Source organism: Polaromonas sp. JS666 (genome assembly GCF_000013865.1).
GTDB lineage: Bacteria > Pseudomonadota > Gammaproteobacteria > Burkholderiales > Burkholderiaceae_C > Polaromonas.
This window is the reverse complement of the sequence record NC_007948.1, coordinates 898,290-916,135: the sequence shown is the minus strand read 5'-3', so window position 1 is coordinate 916,135 and position 17,846 is coordinate 898,290. Positions and strand designations below refer to the sequence as shown.

The following is a 17,846-nucleotide window of genomic DNA, read 5'->3' as shown; positions in this document are numbered from 1 at the left end:
TTGGCGGCCGAAGACGATGGCCCCGAATCGTCATGCACAAGCCGTGCGAGCAAGCGCATCGAACAGACTGACAAGCTGTGTGGTACTGATAACAGTGCATCTGTGAATACTTTCAATACTTTAGGAGCCCCACGTTCATGTCCTCTGTCTTGACCCAACCCCTCGCCTTCCACCCGCCCCGCCCCGCCGTCCAGCCACGGGAACACGGCCGCTGGAGCGTTGACGAGATTGAAGCGCTGTTCAACCTGCCGTTTCCGGAGCTGATGCACCGGGCGCAAACGGTGCACCGCGAGAACTTCGACCCCACGCGGGTTGAATTCGCCACGCTGCTGTCGGTGAAAACCGGAGGCTGCGCCGAAGACTGCGGCTACTGCCCGCAGGCCGCCCGCTACGACACCGGCGTGGAAGCCAGCAAGCTGATGGAGCCCGCCGAAGTGCTGGCTGCCGCCCAGCGTGCACAGGCCGCCGGCGCCACGCGTTTCTGCATGGGCGCAGCCTGGCGTTCACCCAAGGACCGAGACATTGAAAAAGTCGCCGAGCTGGTGCGCACCGTCAAGGCCCTGGGCCTGGAGACCTGCGCCACGCTGGGCATGCTGGAAGACGGCCACGCGCAGACACTGCAAAGCGCGGGCCTCGACTACTACAACCACAACCTCGACAGCGCCCCTGATTTTTACGGCGACATCATCACCACGCGCGACTACCAGGACCGGCTGGACACGCTGGCACGCGTGCGCAGCGCCGGCGTGAAAGTCTGCTGCGGCGGCATTGTGGGCATGGGTGAAACCCGCCGCCAGCGCGCGGGCCTGGTGGCCGAACTGGCCAACCTCACGCCCTACCCCGAATCGGTCCCCATCAACAACCTGGTGAAGGTTGAAGGCACGCCGCTGGCGAATCAGGCGGACCTCGATCCGTTTGAATTTGTGCGCACCATTGCGGTGGCCCGCATCACCATGCCCACGGCGCGCGTGCGCCTGTCGGCCGGCCGGCAGCAAATGGGCGACGGCGTGCAGGCGCTGTGTTTCCTCGCGGGGGCCAACTCGATTTTTTATGGCGACAAGCTGCTGACCACCGGCAACCCCGACACCGAGGCCGACGTGACCCTGCTGCAGCGCCTGGGCATGAGCCGCTCGGCGCCGGACGTTCGCTGAGCAGGCTTGACACCTCCCTCTAAAACGGTGGCGAAAAGGCCGGGCAAGCTGGTTAGACTCTCGCTAACTTTGGACTGAACCATGACTCCAGCGAACGCTCCTGCCCCGTCCCCGGCAACGCCATCGGCCACCCCTTATGGCACGCTGCCGCCCGCCGCCACACCGTCGGCGCGCAAGCCGCTGAGCCTGCCGCGCCTGCGCGAGATGCATGCGCAGGGTGAAAAAATCACCATGCTGACCGCCTACGACGCAACCTTCGCGGCCGTAGCCGACGCGGCCGGCGTGGAATGCATCCTGGTCGGCGACTCGCTCGGCATGGTCTGCCAGGGCCTGACGAGCACCGTGGGCGTGACGCTGGAAACCATGCGCCACCACACTGAGTGCGTGGCCAACGGCCTGCGCCGCTCGCACGCCACGGCCTGGCTGATCGGTGACCTGCCCTTTGGCACCTACCACGAGTCGAAAGAACAGGCCCTGCGCAACGCCGTGGCGCTGATGCAGGCCGGCGCGCACATGGTGAAGCTCGAAGGCGGCGGCTGGACGGCCGATACCGTGCGCTTTCTGGTCGAGCGCGGCATTCCCGTCTGCGCCCACCTGGGCCTGACGCCGCAAACCGTGCATGCCCTGGGCGGTTACCGCGTGCAGGGCAAAACCGAGGAAGCCGCCGCCACGCTCAAACGCGAGGCCCATGAACTGCAGGACGCCGGTGCGGCCATGCTGGTGCTGGAAATGGTGCCTGCGGCCTTGTCGGCCGCGCTCACCCAGGCACTGACGCACTGCCCCACCATCGGGATTGGTGCGGGCAATGGCACGGCCGGCCAGGTGCTGGTGCTGCATGACATGCTGGGCATGAACCTGGGCAAGATGCCCAAATTTGTACGAAACTTCATGGACGGAGCGCCCAGTGTGCGTGGCGCCATGGAGGCTTATGTCCGCGCCGTCAAAGACGGCAGCTTCCCGGTCAATGCCACCCACGCGTGGTAATCCGGACCCAGTCAAAAAAAAAGCAGCCGAGGAGACCTCATGCACATCGTTCACAGCATCGCCGAACTGCGCGAAAAACTGGCACCCTTCCAGCGCCCGGCCTTTGTGCCCACCATGGGCAACCTGCATGACGGCCACATCGCGCTGGTCAAGCAGGCCAAGCCGCTGGGCGACGTGACGGTGTCCAGCATTTTTGTGAATCGCCTGCAGTTTGCGCCGCATGAGGATTTCGACAGCTACCCGCGCACGCTGGACGCCGATGCCCAGCGCCTGGAAGCCGCAGGCTGCAATGTGCTGTTTGCGCCGCGCGAGAAAGAGCTGTACCCCGAGCCGCAGACCTACAAGATACACCCCGCCACCGACCTGGGCGACATCCTCGAGGGACACTTTCGCCCCGGCTTTTTCATCGGCGTCAGCACGGTGGTGCTCAAGCTTTTTTCATGCGTCTATGCCGGCAAGCCGTCGGGCGTGGCCGCTTTCGGCAAAAAGGACTACCAGCAGGTGCTGGTGGTGCGCCGCATGGTGCAGCAGTTTGCCCTGCCAATCGAAATCCTGGCCGGTGAGACCCAGCGTGCGGCGGACGGGCTGGCGCTGTCATCACGCAACAGCTACCTGAGCCCCAACGAGCGCATTGAAGCGGCGCAACTGTCCAAAGCCCTGAAGGCGCTTGGCGATGCCGCCCGGGCCACGCCAACGCCCGACCTGCTGGCGCTGGAAGCCCAGGCCATGCAGGCGCTGGCACGCCGCGGCTGGAAGCCCGACTACCTGACCGTGCGCCGCCGCGCTGACCTGCAGCCACCGCAGGGGCCGCTGGCTTCAGAGCCGCTGGTGGTGCTGGGTGCGGCCAAACTGGGCAACACCCGTCTGATTGACAACCTGGAAATTTGAGCGGGCCGAGGCGGGGAGCGGAGCGGCACCCCGATTCGCTCTACTGTTGCGTGTCAGCGGTGTCAGCGTCTGCAGGCTGCTCCGGGGACGACTCTGCAGGCTGTCCAGGCCGGCCAGCGAGCCATTGGTAGCCCTTCCACGCCAGCAGGGCCGCGCCTCCACCCAGCAGACCGTAGCGCAGCAAGGGCCGGCGCGCGCCTGACAAGGCCAGCGTCAGCAGCGAGCTGACCAGGGGAGCGCGCTTGATCAGCCCCAAGGCGAGCGGCAGGCCTTTGGTCAAGGCCAGGCCCGGAACGCCGCTATTGAAAAAAGTCACCTTCTGCCGTGTCGCGTCAATAGCGCCCACCATCTCGGCTCGCTCCGTCGCGGCGCGCATCAGCAACAGCTGTTTTCTCAGCGCCCGCTGGGCGTTGGCGTTGGCGTCTGCGTCGTTCATGGCCGGACCTTCATGGTGCAGCTTCGCGTTGCGCACCGGGTGCCATGGCGGCTTGCAGGGCCTCGCGGTCTTGCGCCATTTCTGCCAGTGTTGCCTGCAACAAAGGCGGGCGCGTTGCCAGCGCACGCTGGATGCGCCACCAGAACCAGCCGCCGAAGCCGAGGTAGCTCGCCGCAAAGAACGCCAGCACCGCCACACGCTGCGCCGCGTCAACGGCCAGCACCACCATCAGCGTGAACATCAGCACGCCCACGAGGCCAAAAACCAGCAGGCCCAGCATGCTCAACAACAGGCCGATCAGCCGCTGCAGCTCCTCTTCCAGCTCCACGCCCGCCAGCGCCATGCGCGTGTGCGCCATGCCCAGCAGCGTGATGGCCAGCTGGCGCAGCGACGCGAACAGGCGCGGCGGCGGCTCCGCATGCGGGGACTCTGCGCTTGGGGATTTTGGCCGGGGTGTATTCATGGTGAGTGCCGTCATCGGGCGGCGCAGCGGGCCGGCCCGTCTTGCGGTCCCCGCAGTTACTTGCGGTTAACCAGCAAGCCAATCAGAAACCCGGCGGCAGCGGCAATACCAACGGCCTTCCAGGGATTGGCATGGACATAGTCGTCGGTGAGCTTGGCAGCCTCTTTGCCCTTGAGCAGCGCCGCTTCCTGCAGCCCGGTCAGCTTTTCGGTGGCCAGCTTGAGCTTGCCGGCCGCTTTTTCACGCAGGGCCACGGCGGTTTCGCCGGTGGCCGCAGCTGCCGACTTCAGCAGGTCCTCCACGTCAGCGAGTACCACTTTCATGTCGCTGATCAACCTGTCTTTGCTGGTGTTTTCCATGGAATCCTCCCAAGTGTTGTTGGTGAAAGTCAGGCGCGGCATGAACCCGTTTTCAGTTCAGTTCCAGAGGATGCAGCCCATGAAGAGGTTCGGAGCCTGCCTGCCGTAGTGAAGCAGGTTAACCAGAATTGCTTGCGAGGTCAAAAAAAAAGCGCGCCACGCAAAACACCTGAGCGCCCGGCGCGAGGCAACATCCGCTCTATTTTTGATAGCATCTTAGGCCCATGCTGATTTGGCTGGGAACCTGTTTTTCTTTAAAAAAGCGCGCCAAACCCGAGCAAGCCGCTCAGGTGGCCATCGGCTGCCTGCACCGTTCAGGTATAAGTATTCCCGGTATCAGCAGCACTTTTCAGGAGTTCCATCATGGCCATTCCGCACGCCCAGTCGGGGCAGCTCATTGACGTTCGTCCCCTCGCCGAAAGTCTCCCGGAAGCGCAAACCATCGCACTGTTCAAAAGTGATGGACTTGAGGTCATGTGGCTGGTCGTGCCCACCGGCAAGACCGTTCCCTCCCACCATGTCCAGGGTGAAATCACCTTGCAGTGCCTGGAAGGCGAGGTGAAATTCACGGCCGGCGGAAAAACCCAGACAATGCGGGCGGGCCAGCTGCTCTGGCTGGCCGGCGGTGTTGAACACGGCTTGACGGCCGTGCGGGATGCGTCGCTGCTGGTGACCCTGGTGTTGCGCAAGTAAACCAGCCTGAAGGCTTGAATCCCATCAGATCGGTCGTTTTACGCTATTTATTCAATAGCAAAACAAGCAGCCATACTCAGGCCAGTTCAGTCGTCGGCCCACGCCCCATCAGGGCAGCGACGGCTTCAGCCGGCCGGAGCTTGCCATCCAGCAGTGCCACCACGCTTTGCGCAATCGGCATGTCGACCCCCAGGCCGGCGGCACGCTGCACCACCGTGCGGGCGCAATAAACGCCCTCGGCCACATGCCCCAGTGACTTGACCGCTTCGGCCAGGGTTTTGCCCTGCGCCAGTTGCAGCCCCACCTTGCGGTTGCGGCTGAGATCACCGGTGGCCGTCAGCACCAGGTCGCCCAGTCCCGACAGGCCGGTAAAGGTTTCGGCACGGGCGCCCAGGGTCACGCCCAGCCGCGTCATTTCGGCGAGCCCGCGCGTGATCAGGGCGGCGCGGGCGTTCAGCCCCAATTGCAGGCCGTCGCACAGGCCCGTAGCGATGGCCAGCACATTCTTGACAGCGCCGCCGACCTCAACACCCACGATATCGTCGCTGGCGTAAATGCGCAGTGAGGTGCCGTGGAATGCCGCAACCAGTGCATCGCGCACCTCGGCATGCTCGCTGGCGGCGACCAGGGCGGTCGGCTGGCCGCGTGCCACTTCGAGCGCGAAACTCGGTCCGCTGAGTATGCCCGCTCTCAAATCAGTAGCAACCTGCGCCCGTATTTCATGGACCATCAGGCCAAATGACGCTAAAGAGGGGGCTGAGTGGGGTACCGCGGCAACCGGCGCTTCAAAACCCTTGCTCAGCCAGACGACCGGAACGCTGGCCTGCTGCAGGCTTTGCAACAAGCCGCGCGCGGCGGAAACCGGCGTGGCCAGGATGATCAGGTCCTGTCCGCTGACGGCCTCGGCCAACGAGGTCTCCCCGCCGCCTTGCAGCAGCAGGTTGCCGGGCAAGGCCACGCCGGGCAGGTAGCGGGTGTTGGCGCGCTCGGCCTGCATGGCCTTGACCAGCGCCGCGTCGCGCGCCCACAGCGTGACCTGATGCCGGGGCGCGTCGGAGCCCGCCGCCTCCACAGCACCTGCCGTATTGACGGCCAGTGCCGTACCCCATGCGCCGGCACCAATGACGACTATTTTCATGTCCAGATGAGCGGATGAGCGAAAAAGGCGGGCAGCGGTTCAGCCGCCCCTTAAACGATGATTTGGGGCGTGGCGGCCTCGGCCTGCTGCTGCTCGTACATGGCCTGGAAATTGATTTCAGCCATGTGCACGGGCGGAAAACCGCCGCGCTGGATCACGTCGGCCACGTTGCTGCGCAGGTAAGGGTAAACAATCTGCGGGCAGGCAATACCCAGGATCGCACCGAGCTGGTCAGTCTGCATGTTGCGGATTTCAAAAATGCCCGCCTGCTTGGCTTCGACCAGAAAGACTGTCTTGTCGGCAATTTTGGTATGCACGGTGGCGGTCACGGTGACTTCAAACATGCCGTCAGCCACCGGCTTGGCATCGACGCCCAGCTGGATGTCGACACCTGGCTGCTCCTGGTTCAGCAGGATTTCGGGCGAATTGGGCTGCTCCAGCGACACGTCCTTGAGGTAAACGCGCTGGATCTGGAATACGGGATCAAGATTGGCTTCAGCCATGGTGCTCTTTCGGGTGCTTGAATAAATTGGAAGGTAGGAGCCTGCCCCCAAGGGCAGGCAACAGGGCATTATCTCAGTAGAACCTGCGGACCCGGGCTGAACTCCGGGGCCGGGCGCAAGGCTCGTGCGCCGGCTCAGCCGCCATTGAGCAGGGACATCAGGCCACCCCGCCCGTCCAGGGCCACCAGGTCGTCACAGCCGCCGACATGGGTGCCGCCAATGAAGATTTGCGGCACCGTACGCCGGCCGGTGATGTCCATCATTTTCTGACGCTCACCGGGCAGCATGTCCACACGGATTTCATCCAGTTCGGCCACACCGCGTTGCTTGAGCAGTTGTTTGGCGTGAATGCAATAAGGACAGGTGGCAGTGGTGTAGATCTTGACGGGTTGCATGGATTCTCCGGTCACGCAGCCAGCGCCTTCAAGGCGCCGCTGCAGGGAAATGGGTGGAAGCCGGAAACAGCCCGTCCAGGGCCGCGTCCCGGCGGCAAGGCAATGAGCGGCCCCCCGCCCTCTCACGCCTTTTCAAGCGGAAGGTTAGCTTCTTTCCAGGCTTTCAGCCCGCCGCCCAGCGATTGGGCATGCTCGTAACCGAGCTTTTTGGCCACGGCCACGGCGCGGCCGGCGCGCGCACCGCTGGAACACACCAGGATCAGCGGCAAGGCCTTGTTTTTCACAACGCCAGGCAGCTTGCTTTCCAGTTCGCCGAAAGGCACGTTCTTGGCGCCACCGACATGGCCGGCCGCAAACTCGTCCGCCTCGCTCACGTCTACGACCACGGCTTTTTCGCGGTTGATCAGCTGTACGGCGCCGCTGGCGCTTAGCGCGCCGGCGTTCATGACACCGGAAATCATGGGCCAGATCAGCATGCCGCCCGAGGCGAGCGCTACCGAAATCAGCATCCAGTTATCGATCAGAAATTTCACTTGCTACCCTTTGTGTGTTTTTCACCAAACCAGTGATTTTAGAATGGAGGCCGGAAATTGCCTACCGGCTGCCTCTTTTACCCCTGCCTGCTGCACCCTTTCTCACCCCCGTTTTCACTTCATCCCTCTCCTTCCCACCCGACTGCCACACCATGTACAAACTCGTACTCATCCGCCATGGCGAATCCACCTGGAACCTTGAAAACCGATTTACCGGCTGGACCGATGTCGACCTGACGGAAACCGGCATCCAGCAAGCCAAGGATGCCGGAAAGCTGCTCAAGGCCGAGGGTTACGACTTTGACCTGGCCTACACCAGCGTGCTCAAGCGCGCCACCCGCACCCTCTGGCATGTGCTGGACGAGATGGACCGGACCTGGCTGCCGGTCGTGAACAGCTGGCGGCTGAACGAGCGCCATTACGGCGCGCTGCAGGGCCTGAACAAGGCCGAGACAGCCAAAAAATATGGCGAAGACCAGGTACTGATCTGGCGCCGCAGCTATGACACGCCGCCCCCGCCGCTGGCGGCCAACGACGAGCGCTGCGAACGCGGCGACCCCCGCTATGCCAAGCTGCCGCCCGAGCAGGTGCCGCTGACGGAGTGCCTGAAAGACACGGTGGCGCGGGTGTTGCCCTTCTGGAATGAGTCCATGGCACCCGCCATCAAGGCCGGCAAGCGCGTGGTGGTGGCTGCCCACGGCAACTCGATACGCGCGCTGGTGAAGTACCTGGACAACATCTCCGACAGCGACATCGTGGGACTCAACATCCCCAACGGCATTCCGCTGGTGTATGAGCTGGATGCCCAGCTCAGGCCCCTGCGCCACTACTACCTGGGCGACAGCGAAGCCGCTGCCAGGGCCGTGGCGGCCGTCAGCGCCCAGGGCAAGGCCTGAACACGGCCTTTCGGACCTGATGGACCTGCTTTTTTGTAAAGGTCCTGTAAAACCCGACGGTTCCGGTACTTTTACGGCTTCCCGGCTGCGTCCTTGGGGGCCCGACAATGGAACTGCGGCGCCGGGTCTTTCTCCAAGGTGTATATTGTTCCAGTGATAGGGGAACAAGGGTTCTCCAACAGGTTTACGAAGGTGATTTATGGGTCAGAAGCTCAAGATAGCAGGCTGGATTTCGATCGGTGCCGTGGCAGGTGCCCTCACCACAGTGCAACTCCAGGCCGTCGCGCGCGGCGGCCTGACCCCCTTGCCGCTCGAAGAGTTGCAGCAACTGGCCGCCGTTTTTGGCATGGTCAAGACCGACTACGTCGAACCGGTTGACGAAAAGAAACTCATTACGGACGCCATTTCGGGCATGGTGGCAAGCCTGGATCCGCATTCCGTCTATTTCGACAAAAAATCGTACAAGGAGTTTCGCGAGGGTACCTCCGGACGGTTTGTGGGTGTCGGCATCGAGATCAGCCAGGAAGACGGCCTGGTCAAGGTGGTTTCCCCGATAGAAGGCTCACCCGCCGATCGCGCGGGCCTCAAACCCAATGACCTGATCACCCGGATCGACGACACGGCCGTCAAGGGCCTGTCCCTCAACGACGCGGTGAAGAAAATGCGTGGCGAGCCCAAAACCAAGGTGCTGCTGACGATCTTCCGCAAGGACGAAAACCGCACATTTCCCGTCACCATCACGCGCGAGGAAATTCGTACCCAGTCTGTGCGCAGCAAGGTCGTCGAGCCCGGTTACGCCTGGATCCGGCTGAGCCAGTTCCAGGAGCGCACGGTGGAAGATTTTGTCACCAAGCTGGAACAGATCTACAAGCAGGAGCCCAACCTCAAGGGCCTGGTGCTGGACCTGCGCAACGACCCCGGCGGCTTGCTGGATGCGGCCGTTGCGGTGTCAGCCGCCTTCCTGCCGGAGAACGTCACGGTGGTCTCCACCAACGGCCAGCTGGCAGAAAGCAAATTCACCTACAAGGCGTCCCCGGAGTTTTACCAGCGCCGCAACGGAGCTGATCCCCTGAAGCGCCTGCCCGCGGCCATCAAGAAGGTGCCGCTGGTGGTGCTCGTCAATGAAGGCTCAGCCTCCGCCAGCGAGATCGTGGCAGGTGCCCTTCAGGACTACAAACGCGCCACCATCATGGGCAACCAGACTTTCGGCAAAGGCTCGGTCCAGACCGTGCGCCCGCTGGGCCCTGATACCGGCATCAAGCTCACCACGGCCCGTTACTACACCCCCAGCGGCAAATCCATCCAGGCGCGCGGCATCGTTCCCGACGTGATGGTGGACGACACCGCCGAAGGCAGCCCGTTTGCCGCATTGCGCACGCGCGAAGCCGATCTGGAAAAGCATCTCAACAGCGGCCAGGGCTCTGAAGTCAAGGATGCCAGCCGGGAAAAAGCCCGCGAGGAAGCCTTGAAGCGCCTGGAAGAAGAGGCCAAAAAGACGCCGGAGCAGCGCCGCCCGCCCGAACTGGGCAGCGACAAGGACTTCCAGCTGGCGCAGGCCATCAACCAGCTCAAGGGCCGGCCGGTGCTGGTCAGCAAGACGGCGGTGGTCGAGCCCAAAAACGAGAAAAAAGAAAACTAGGCCAGTCTGTAGGCCGGTAACGATCAGGTCGTCGGCTCCCGTCCACCTGATCGGATCCACCCGTGCGCTGCCCCTGCGCCGACGCGGGTACGTACCGGCTTATGTCCCCTTTCTCCCATGAACGACGAACAGCTGCTCCGCTATTCCCGGCACATCCTGCTCGACGAACTGGGTATTGAGGGCCAGGAAAAGCTCCTGTCCTCGCGCGTGCTGATTGTGGGCGCGGGCGGCCTGGGTTCTCCGGTGGCCCTGTACCTCGGCAGTGCCGGCGTGGGCCGCATCACCGTTGTCGACCATGACCGCGTGGATGCCACCAACCTGCAGCGGCAGATTGCCCACAACCTGGCCCGCATCGGTACGTTCAAGGCAGAGTCCGTGGTGCAGTCCGTGGCGGCCATCAACCCGGATGTCCAGGTCATCCCGGTCACGCAGCGGGCCGAGGGTGCGCTGCTTGACGAACTGGTCCGGGAGGCTGACCTGGTTCTCGACTGCACCGACAACTTTGCCACCCGCCATGCCATTAACCGTGCATGTGTCAGGCACAGCAAGCCTCTGGTCTCCGGCGCGGCTATCCGCTTTGACGGCCAGGTGTCGGTCTATGACCCGCGGAGCGCGCAATCGCCCTGCTATGCCTGCGTGTTTCCGGAGTCGGATTTGTTCGAAGAAACCCGCTGCGCCACCATGGGTGTGTTTGCCCCCCTGGTCGGCATCGTGGGGACCGTGCAGGCCGCCGAAGCCTTGAAGCTGCTCTGCGGCGTCGGGCAGCCACTGACCGGGCGGCTGCTGATGCTGGATGGCCGAACCATGGAGTGGAGCGAAATGAAACTGGCGCGAAACATCGCCTGCACGGTCTGTGGTGCCTCCGCTCCCACGCCTACACCTACTACCACTGATTGAGCCGGGGGGCCTCGAGAACCGGTCCCTGCGCCCAGGGTCACCCGCCACTCACCGGGTGGCCGTCGCAGCAGGTCTGGAGCCCCCATTAGGCTTGGCGGCCTGTGCCAGAACCTCGCTGCAATCCGCATCCTGACCGGGGCCTGTTTCAATTGTGGCAGCCAGCGCGAGCAGCGGGTTGATGGCGCCCAGCACCAGGGCGATACCGGCGCGGCCGGCCAGCGCACCCTTGTCCGGTCCGGCCGACGGTGATGCAAAGGTCCCACCAATCCGCAGCGGTGACCTGAGGCTCAGAATGCTGCGGTCCTTGGGAGCCGGTTCCAGGACGATATCCAGCGTTTCATCGGCCAGGCTCACCCGGCCACGGCCATTGATCACCGTGTCGGTCGTATCCAGCACGATGGCCCGGCTGGTCATCAGGCCCTGGTTCACGTCAAAGGCGGCCGCAGCGCAGCGCAGTTGCACATTGCGATCGCCGCGCACCAGGAACTTGATGACCTCCCCGCCATCGAGCCCCAGGAATTCGAGCAGTATGTTGCTGATCTGTCCTTTGCCCATGAGAACGGCGACTTGCCCCGAGGCAGATCCCAGGATTTGCGCCACGGAAGCCCCACGCCCCTGGAAGTCGAACTGCCCGCTGATTTTTCCGAGACTGCTCCTGGTTGTCTCCACTTTGGGGAACAGCTGATTCAGCTGCACCGCACGCACATCCAGCCGGGCAGTGAACGCCGCAGGCGCGACGTTGGAATCAACCTTGAGGCTTCCGGCGACCGACCCGCCAGCCACGCCCAGCGAAAAAGGGCTCAACTGCAGGACGCCCGCATTCAATTTGATGTGGGCGCTGCCCTTGTCCAGCGGGAGCGCCTGCACATGCCGGATATTCGCCGCCGAGTAGGTCACGTCGGCATCCATGGCCTGAAGTCTGGCCAGGCTCAGGATGGTCGCGGGCAATACCTTGCGTGAAGACGCCGTGGCCCGGCCCGGCTGCTCTGTCCCGGCTTGTGCTTTGGCCTTGGCTTCGGCCGCTTTGCTGGCAGCGGGCGTTGCGCCTATCATCGGCCCCAGATCCCCAAAGTCCAGCAGTTTTGACTGTAAATTGCCGGTCAAAACAGGCACCGCCGCCGACTGATCAAAGCGGAGGGCGCCGTTGATGTCAGTGCTGCCCAACACGCCCTGAATCTGGCTGACCGCCCATACCTTGCCGTGCTTGGCCAACTTGCCGCGAACCTTGTAGGGCAGCGTGGAAGGCAGCACAACACCCACCAATTTATACAACTCTTCGAGATTGCGGCCCCGCAGGTCAAATGTGGCATCCACGCCTGCAAGGTCTGCGAGGTTGGCAATCGAGCCCTGGGCTTTCAGGCTGGTTTTTCCCGCCAGGGCACTGATCTCGATGGGGAAAGGTGCCTGGGTTTTCGCGCGCAACTGCAGCACGCCGCCGGTGCGTCCGCTGGCGCTAAAGACCTCATTTTTCCATTTACCGGCAGCTTTGTAGCTCAAGGGCAGCGGACCGGCTAACTCCGGAGAGAGGGAAAATGTGACCGCTATATTGGCGCCCTGCGCCGCCGACAGGTATTTCAGCGAACCCTGGTCTACGAGCAAGGACCCGATGACAGGCACAGCGCTCTCATCGGACGTATCGCGCGAAAGCGCCCAGGTACGCCGTCCGTCCGGTTCGATCTGCAGGCCAAATTGCGGCGCGATCAATGCAATCCGTGGCAGTTCGACCTGTCCAAACAGCAGCGGCCACAGCTTGATGTCAAATTCAGCGACGCTGGCCTTGAGCAGATAGGGCTCAGTGGCCCATTCTGGGTTGGCGACTTCCACGCCATCGGCCTTGACAGTGACGGTTCGCCCAAGATGAACCGCGAGATGTTGGGTGATCTCGAAGCGGCGCCCCAGCTGGTCCGATACATGACGATTGATCGGGCCGCGGAGAACATCCCAGGGGAAAAAAAGAATCACCAGCACCAGAACGACGACCAGGGCCGCAAGGCCCGCAAGTGATCTGCGAAAAACAGCGGAGTGAAGCAACGATTTGGTCATGCATCCCGGCGGGTTTCAGGCCCGCCTCAACATTCTGTCCCTGCATTGGCCGACACGGCATCGATGCGGAACCGCGCAGTGAACCTGAGAGGGCTCACGTGCGCATCTTCAGGGCAGAGCCTTCACTATCGATGGGCAAGCCGGTTCAGACAGTCGTCCTGCGCGATGAAAAGCTGTGGGCAAGTACCTACAGTCTCTAAAAGATAACGAAAAGCGGGGAAGTAGGAAACATCCTACAAGTGCTGAACAGAGTCACTGGCAGAATCACCCTCGAGGCAACGATACATTAAGAAACACGGCGTGTTCACTTTTGAGGGCTTCGTCAATCTTCCGCGAACCGTGCCGCCCCACCTGGACCTGATCAGTGAGACTGAAAACCTATATCGTCGAAGACAACCCCACCATTCGGGAAAACCTGATCGGCACCCTTGAAGAACTCGCTTGCGTCAGTGCTGTGGGAACCGCAGAAACCGAAAACGAAGGTAAAGCCTGGCTCACCAACAACAGTGACCAATGGGACCTGGCCATCGTTGATCTGTTTTTGAAGCAGGGGAGCGGCTTGGGGGTGCTCGCAGCTTGCCGCGATCGCCAGCCGAGACAGAAGGTGGTGGTGCTCAGCAATTACGCCACCACCGACATCCGGCACCGGTGCGCGCAGCTGGGCGTCGATGCGGTGTTTGACAAGTCCAACGAAATTGACGCGCTGGTGGACTATTGCATCCAGCAGAGCGGCATCCAGCAGAGCGGCAGTACTGCTTGAAGTCAGTCAATCAACTTGTTCTTGAGCGCGTAGTAGGTCAGATCGCTGTTCGACGCCAGACTCATTTTTTCCATCACGCGGGTTCTGTAGGTACTGACGGTTTTCACGCTCAGCGAAAGCGCTTTTGCAATATCACCGGCCGTTTCCCCTTTGGCCAGCTTCAGGAACACCTGAAACTCCCGTTCCGACAATTGCTCGTGGGAGGCGACGTCGTGGGGCCGGTTCAGTTGTTGCGCCAGCAGTTCTGCCACCGCCGGCGTGATGTAGCGCTTGCCAAGCGAGATGACACGGATGGCATCGACAATTTCAGACGGATCGCACTCCTTGTTGAGGTAGCCACTGGCCCCTTGGCGAATCAGGTTGACCGCATAGTGTTCCTCGGGGTAGCCGCTCAGGATAAGAATGCCGACGTCGGGGGCTTTGGCGCGGATCATGGCCAGTGCATCGATGCCGCTCTGGCCGGGCATGGACAGGTCCATGACCAGAATGTCCAGCTCGACATTTCGAACCAGGTCAATCGCCTCGCGGCCGCTGGCGGCCTCACCGACGACACGCAGATCCACCTGGTCCGAGAAAAACTGTTTGAGTCCCGAACGCACGATGGCATGGTCATCAACAATTCCAATTTTTATCATGTCGCTGTCTTTCCATAAAGCCCGCACGAGCAGGCAACGCAATCAACGCAATGAAAAGGATGGCCGGACCGGACATCCGCATTGGCTTTAGTGCCCATTATTGACGAATTATTCCCCGAAGTATCCAACGGAGCCAGCCGTGAAAAAATTTTCGATCCCCAAAATGGCCATCAGCCTGCCCTTGGCGGTGCTGGCCGCCGCCATCCTCATTTTCATCAATGAGGCGAGTTTTCACGAGTCCACGGCGGCGGCGGCCAACATCGAGGAGGCGCAGCAAACCCGTGAAGCCATCAATCAATTGCTGCAGCGCATGCTGGATGCGGAAACCGGCTCACGAGGCTACCTGCTGACCGGCGACCCGCGCTATCTGGAGCCCTACAACAACGCCACGGCAGATATCAGCCAGAACCTGGATGTGCTGCGTCAGCTGTTCATCCCCTACCGGAACGAACTCGCGGAGTTCGGCGTCATGTCGCGGCATATTTCGCGAAAACTGGCCGAAATGGACCTGAGCGTGCGCATGCGCAAGGAAGGCAATGAAGATGCCTGGAAATTTGTCCTGACCACGGATGTCGGCAAGGAGCACATGGAGGCGATTCGCGTGCAATCGTCCAAGCTGGCCGCCAGCAGCATCCGCAAGATGGAACTGGGCCAGGCCCAGATCAAGAAAACACTGCAGCTGTCCCGCATCGGCGTGGCCACCATGGCGCTGGCCGGCCTGCTGGCTTTTTACATGTACCTGCTGCAAACCAAGGCCCTGCTCGCCTCGGGCCGGCGCGAGCAGGAGTCCCTGCAGCGCGAGCGTGACCTGCTGGAAAAGCAGGTGCGGGAGCGCACCGCCACCCTGGCAGAACTCGCCACCCATTTGCAGAATGTGCGCGAGGATGAACGGGGCCACCTGGCCCGCGAGCTGCACGACGAACTGGGCGCACTTCTGACAGCCGCCAAACTGGATGTCGCCAGACTGCGGTCACGCCTGGCGGGCAACCTGCCGGAAGCGGCAGAACGCCTGGAGCACCTGACCAGCACGCTGAACAGCGGTATTGCCCTGAAGCGCCGCATTGTCGAAGATTTGCGCCCCTCCTCGTTGTCCCACCTGGGTCTGGTGGCCTCCCTGGAAATTCTGGCGCGGGAATTCGAGGAGCGATCCGGCCTGTCCATCACCACCGACCTGGAGTCAGTGGAACTTGGCGGTTCGGCCCAGCTGACGGTGTACCGGCTGGTGCAGGAGTCGCTGACCAACATCGCCAAATATGCCGCGGCCAGCCAGGCCGAGATCAGCCTTCACAATTTCGACCGATACATCTCCGTGGAGGTCAAGGACAACGGCAAAGGCTTCCGAGTGGACAGCGTGGGGCCCACCAGCCACGGCCTGGCGGGCATGCGCCATCGCGTGGAGGCCGCCGGCGGTCGCCTGACGGTCACCAGCACCGAGGGAAGCGGCACGCGGATTTCTGCCGTGCTGCCCAAAACGATTTGACCGGACCGCACGCGGGCGCCCAACAGTAACAAACTGTCAGCGCCCTCCTACAGCGCCTCCCCCCTGGAACTGACAGGGGCACCCGTCCACAGCCGATGAGAAAAGACCGCCATTGTCTTTAACCTTGCTGCAGGGCGTTTCAAAGTTTCGACAACGAAACGCCGACCAACCCAGTCATGCAAGGAGATCGAGATGCTGCACTATTCCGTTGTTTTTCTGGTGATCGCGCTGATCGCCGCCATCTTCGGCTTCGGTGGTATCGCGGCAGGCGCCGTTGAGATTGCCAAGATCCTCTTCTTCATCTTCGCCATCATGGCTGTGGTCAGCTTTGTGATGGGCCTGATCAAAAAGAACTGACGCGCCCTGCGGCGGCACCGTGGCGACGCCGTCCCGGCGCCTTTCCCGGTTTCATTGCCGGGCAAGGCATGACGCGAAGCCCCCGTCACAGACCCACCTGCATATCGCCGTTTATCCCTTTGCCCCTCCGAACCCCCAACTCCTGAAGGATTCCCAAATGACCCCCAATATGCCCTCCTCCCCCACCGGCCTTGACACCATGACCGGCATGCGCCAGGCCTCCGATGAGCTGCTCGCCAATGCCGTCAAGGCCGTGGAATCGACCAGGGACCATGCGAATGATGCGCTGGACAAGGCAGAAAACAAGGTGCGCGAATTGCGCGGTAGCGTGGACCCCGTTGTGGACATGCTCGCATCCAAGGCCCAAAAGCTGGCCCGTCAGAGCCTGGACCTGGCATCCGAGGCCAAAGAGCGTGCCCAGCATTCACTCTCCCGCGCCACAGGTGCCACGACGCGGTATGTGTCCGAGCAACCCATGCGTTCGATACTCATTGCGGCGGCAGTCGGTGCGGCCGTGGCCCTGCTGATTTCCTCTTCACGCCATCGCAACGAACAGCGTTATTGAGAAGGCGTTATCAAGGTCGCTCCTGCTCGTCGCCGATGCTTAACCAACCCACTCCACCATCATGCTGCACCCACTTTTTTCAACCCTGATCCAGAGGCCTGACCTGATCGTGGATCATGTCTCGGCGTATGCCGCGCTGTTTCATCAGGAAGCTTCCAGCGCTGGTTCCGAGTTGCTGATCCGGACCGTGAACTGGGTGTTGGCGGTGCTGTTGGCCTCAGTTTTTCTGGGGCTGACGGGCGTGGCATTGATGCTGGGGCTGATGCAGAACAACTTCCACTGGGTGCTGGTTGTCGTGCCTGGCTTTGTGCTGGTATTGCTGCTCATTGCCATCGTCCGCGCCAAAAAACCACTCCAGAGCGAACGCTTTCCTGAATTGAAGGCGCAGATCGACACTGACGCGCGCGCGTTGCGCATGGTCGCCTGAGACGTCTGAGATCCTTCCGCCATGCCCACCGTCACAGCCCCCACACCGCAAGAACGCCTCGCGGCCAGCCGCCAGGCGATCGTCCGGCACATGACGCGTGACGGCCAATCTTCACATTCTTCAGACAGGCGAAACGAGCATCCGTTCGATGAAACCGATGAGACTCGCGCAAGTGCGGGAGGGACGTGGGCAGTGGCCAAGGGGGCGATGCAGGCCTGGTGGCGCCATCATCCCGGGAGTGCCGCTTTTGATCTGGCCCGGCCGATGATTGGCAAATTTGCGCAAGAGCAACCCTTCAAACTCCTGGGCATCGCCGCAGGCATCGGCGCTGCCGCCGTGGTGCTGCGTCCCTGGCGCCTGGTTTCACTGGGTGGCGTGTTGCTGGCAACCCTCAAGGCGCCCCAGCTTTCAAGTGTCCTGCTTTCCATGCTGTCCGGCTCCGGGCAAGACGCAGAACCCCGGGAAAGCCATTATGAATAAGCTCGACTTTTCACCACCGCCGGGGATGGCCTGGGGCTTTCGGGCTCATGGCCACCGGGACGCCGTGCAGACCGACGAATCCAGAGACGGTCGCAGAAGACCCCCATGATTACCGCTGGTCGAT

22 protein-coding genes are annotated in these 17,846 nt (G+C 62.3%); 13 read left to right on the top strand and 9 right to left on the bottom strand.

Annotated elements, in window-relative coordinates:
- Positions 1–137 precede the first annotated feature (137 nt).
- The 3 genes from bioB to panC all read left to right on the top strand — a co-directional run bounded on the left by bioB (position 138) and on the right by panC (position 3,023).
- Complete coding sequence (gene bioB / locus BPRO_RS04420) at positions 138–1,151, top strand: biotin synthase BioB (protein ID WP_011481855.1); 1,014 nt, start codon at positions 138–140, stop codon at positions 1,149–1,151.
- Positions 1,152–1,232: 81 nt separating this feature from the next.
- A complete protein-coding gene (gene panB / locus BPRO_RS04415; RefSeq protein WP_011481854.1) occupies positions 1,233–2,135 on the top strand; it encodes a 3-methyl-2-oxobutanoate hydroxymethyltransferase in 903 nt (300 codons plus the stop codon).
- Positions 2,136–2,174: 39 nt separating this feature from the next.
- Positions 2,175–3,023, top strand: a complete 849-nt coding sequence (panC, locus tag BPRO_RS04410; protein WP_011481853.1) for a pantoate--beta-alanine ligase — start codon at positions 2,175–2,177, stop codon at positions 3,021–3,023.
- 40 nt (positions 3,024–3,063) lie between these two features.
- Here the strand turns inward: panC and BPRO_RS04405 are convergent, their stop codons facing one another.
- The 3 genes from BPRO_RS04405 to BPRO_RS04395 are packed head-to-tail and all read right to left on the bottom strand — an operon-like array spanning position 3,064 to position 4,281.
- Positions 3,064–3,459: a hypothetical protein gene (locus BPRO_RS04405; RefSeq protein ID WP_011481852.1), complete on the bottom strand. Its 396-nt coding sequence runs from the start codon at positions 3,457–3,459 to the stop codon at positions 3,064–3,066.
- Between the two features lie 10 nt (positions 3,460–3,469).
- Entirely contained in the window at positions 3,470–3,922 is a 453-nt protein-coding gene (locus tag BPRO_RS04400; protein ID WP_198140982.1) for a phage holin family protein, read from the bottom strand.
- 56 nt (positions 3,923–3,978) lie between these two features.
- The gene (locus BPRO_RS04395; RefSeq protein ID WP_041389224.1) at positions 3,979–4,281 is read right to left on the bottom strand and encodes a DUF883 family protein; all 303 of its coding nucleotides are present in this window, start codon (positions 4,279–4,281) and stop codon (positions 3,979–3,981) included.
- 363 nt (positions 4,282–4,644) lie between these two features.
- Here BPRO_RS04395 and BPRO_RS04390 point away from each other — a divergent pair, with 363 nt between their 5' ends.
- Entirely contained in the window at positions 4,645–4,974 is a 330-nt protein-coding gene (locus tag BPRO_RS04390; RefSeq protein WP_011481849.1) for a cupin domain-containing protein, read from the top strand.
- 76 nt (positions 4,975–5,050) lie between these two features.
- Here BPRO_RS04390 and BPRO_RS04385 read toward each other — a convergent pair whose 3' ends face one another.
- The 4 genes from BPRO_RS04385 to BPRO_RS04370 all read right to left on the bottom strand — a co-directional run bounded on the left by BPRO_RS04385 (position 5,051) and on the right by BPRO_RS04370 (position 7,543).
- Positions 5,051–6,112, bottom strand: coding sequence for an NAD(P)H-dependent glycerol-3-phosphate dehydrogenase (locus BPRO_RS04385; protein WP_011481848.1), 1,062 nt, complete (start codon positions 6,110–6,112; stop codon positions 5,051–5,053).
- Positions 6,113–6,162: 50 nt separating this feature from the next.
- The gene (gene secB / locus BPRO_RS04380; protein WP_011481847.1) at positions 6,163–6,615 is read right to left on the bottom strand and encodes a protein-export chaperone SecB; all 453 of its coding nucleotides are present in this window, start codon (positions 6,613–6,615) and stop codon (positions 6,163–6,165) included.
- A 134-nt stretch (positions 6,616–6,749) separates the two neighbouring features.
- Positions 6,750–7,010, bottom strand: a complete 261-nt coding sequence (gene grxC / locus BPRO_RS04375) for a glutaredoxin 3 (protein ID WP_011481846.1) — start codon at positions 7,008–7,010, stop codon at positions 6,750–6,752.
- A 122-nt stretch (positions 7,011–7,132) separates the two neighbouring features.
- A complete protein-coding gene (locus BPRO_RS04370) occupies positions 7,133–7,543 on the bottom strand; it encodes a rhodanese-like domain-containing protein (RefSeq protein ID WP_011481845.1) in 411 nt (136 codons plus the stop codon).
- A gap of 152 nt (positions 7,544–7,695) precedes the next feature.
- On the opposite strand from BPRO_RS04370, the gene gpmA reads away from it, so the two are divergent.
- The 3 genes from gpmA (at position 7,696) to BPRO_RS04355 (ending at position 10,975) form a co-directional block, all read left to right on the top strand.
- On the top strand, positions 7,696–8,439 hold the full coding sequence (gpmA, locus tag BPRO_RS04365; RefSeq protein WP_041388351.1) for a 2,3-diphosphoglycerate-dependent phosphoglycerate mutase: 744 nt from the start codon (positions 7,696–7,698) through the stop codon (positions 8,437–8,439).
- Between the two features lie 199 nt (positions 8,440–8,638).
- Positions 8,639–10,078 (top strand): S41 family peptidase, encoded by a 1,440-nt coding sequence (locus BPRO_RS04360; protein WP_011481843.1) that lies wholly within the window; start codon positions 8,639–8,641, stop codon positions 10,076–10,078.
- Between the two features lie 117 nt (positions 10,079–10,195).
- A complete protein-coding gene (locus tag BPRO_RS04355; protein ID WP_011481842.1) occupies positions 10,196–10,975 on the top strand; it encodes a HesA/MoeB/ThiF family protein in 780 nt (259 codons plus the stop codon).
- A gap of 48 nt (positions 10,976–11,023) precedes the next feature.
- On the opposite strand, the gene BPRO_RS04350 is transcribed toward BPRO_RS04355, so the two are convergent.
- Positions 11,024–13,018, bottom strand: coding sequence for an AsmA family protein (locus BPRO_RS04350; RefSeq protein WP_011481841.1), 1,995 nt, complete (start codon positions 13,016–13,018; stop codon positions 11,024–11,026).
- A gap of 364 nt (positions 13,019–13,382) precedes the next feature.
- On the opposite strand from BPRO_RS04350, the gene BPRO_RS04345 reads away from it, so the two are divergent.
- Positions 13,383–13,778: a response regulator gene (locus tag BPRO_RS04345; protein WP_011481840.1), complete on the top strand. Its 396-nt coding sequence runs from the start codon at positions 13,383–13,385 to the stop codon at positions 13,776–13,778.
- A 2-nt stretch (positions 13,779–13,780) separates the two neighbouring features.
- Here BPRO_RS04345 and BPRO_RS04340 read toward each other — a convergent pair whose 3' ends face one another.
- On the bottom strand, positions 13,781–14,413 hold the full coding sequence (locus BPRO_RS04340) for a response regulator (protein WP_011481839.1): 633 nt from the start codon (positions 14,411–14,413) through the stop codon (positions 13,781–13,783).
- 139 nt (positions 14,414–14,552) lie between these two features.
- On the opposite strand from BPRO_RS04340, the gene BPRO_RS04335 reads away from it, so the two are divergent.
- The 5 genes from BPRO_RS04335 (at position 14,553) to BPRO_RS04315 (ending at position 17,722) form a co-directional block, all read left to right on the top strand.
- The gene (locus tag BPRO_RS04335) at positions 14,553–15,893 is read left to right on the top strand and encodes a sensor histidine kinase (RefSeq protein ID WP_011481838.1); all 1,341 of its coding nucleotides are present in this window, start codon (positions 14,553–14,555) and stop codon (positions 15,891–15,893) included.
- A 192-nt stretch (positions 15,894–16,085) separates the two neighbouring features.
- The gene (locus BPRO_RS28380) at positions 16,086–16,250 is read left to right on the top strand and encodes a DUF1328 domain-containing protein (protein WP_011481837.1); all 165 of its coding nucleotides are present in this window, start codon (positions 16,086–16,088) and stop codon (positions 16,248–16,250) included.
- A gap of 157 nt (positions 16,251–16,407) precedes the next feature.
- Entirely contained in the window at positions 16,408–16,815 is a 408-nt protein-coding gene (locus BPRO_RS04325; protein ID WP_232291489.1) for a glycine zipper domain-containing protein, read from the top strand.
- A gap of 61 nt (positions 16,816–16,876) precedes the next feature.
- Positions 16,877–17,242: a phage holin family protein gene (locus BPRO_RS04320; RefSeq protein ID WP_011481835.1), complete on the top strand. Its 366-nt coding sequence runs from the start codon at positions 16,877–16,879 to the stop codon at positions 17,240–17,242.
- 21 nt (positions 17,243–17,263) lie between these two features.
- Positions 17,264–17,722 carry a hypothetical protein gene (locus BPRO_RS04315; RefSeq protein ID WP_011481834.1) on the top strand — a complete coding sequence of 153 codons (459 nt, stop codon included), beginning with the start codon at positions 17,264–17,266 and terminating at the stop codon, positions 17,720–17,722.
- Positions 17,723–17,846 lie beyond the last annotated feature (124 nt).